1 rRNA gene is annotated in these 318 nt (G+C 55.3%); it reads left to right on the forward strand.

The annotated features are described in order from the left end of the window. Positions 1–318: ribosomal RNA gene (locus BHE89_RS00185) — 23S ribosomal RNA — on the forward strand; the annotation flags it as partial.

Genomic DNA, 318 nt, shown 5'->3' on the forward strand with positions numbered 1-318 from the left:
AAGTAGGTCTTAGTGATCCGGTGGTTCTGAATGGAAGGGCCATCGCTCAACGGATAAAAGGTACTCCGGGGATAACAGGCTGATACCGCCCAAGAGTTCATATCGACGGCGGTGTTTGGCACCTCGATGTCGGCTCATCACATCCTGGGGGCTGAAGTAGGTCCCAAGGGTATGGCTGTTCGCCTTTAAAGTGGTACGCGAGCTGGGTTTAGAACGTCGTGAGACAGTTCGGTCCCTATCTGCCGTGGGCGTTGGAAGATTGAGAGGGGTTGCTCCTAGTACGAGAGGACCGGAGTGAACGCACCACTGGTGTTCGGG

Origin of the sequence: Shigella sp. FC1967, assembly GCF_001743005.1 — a bacterium.
In the GTDB taxonomy this organism is placed as follows: domain Bacteria; phylum Pseudomonadota; class Gammaproteobacteria; order Enterobacterales; family Enterobacteriaceae; genus Proteus.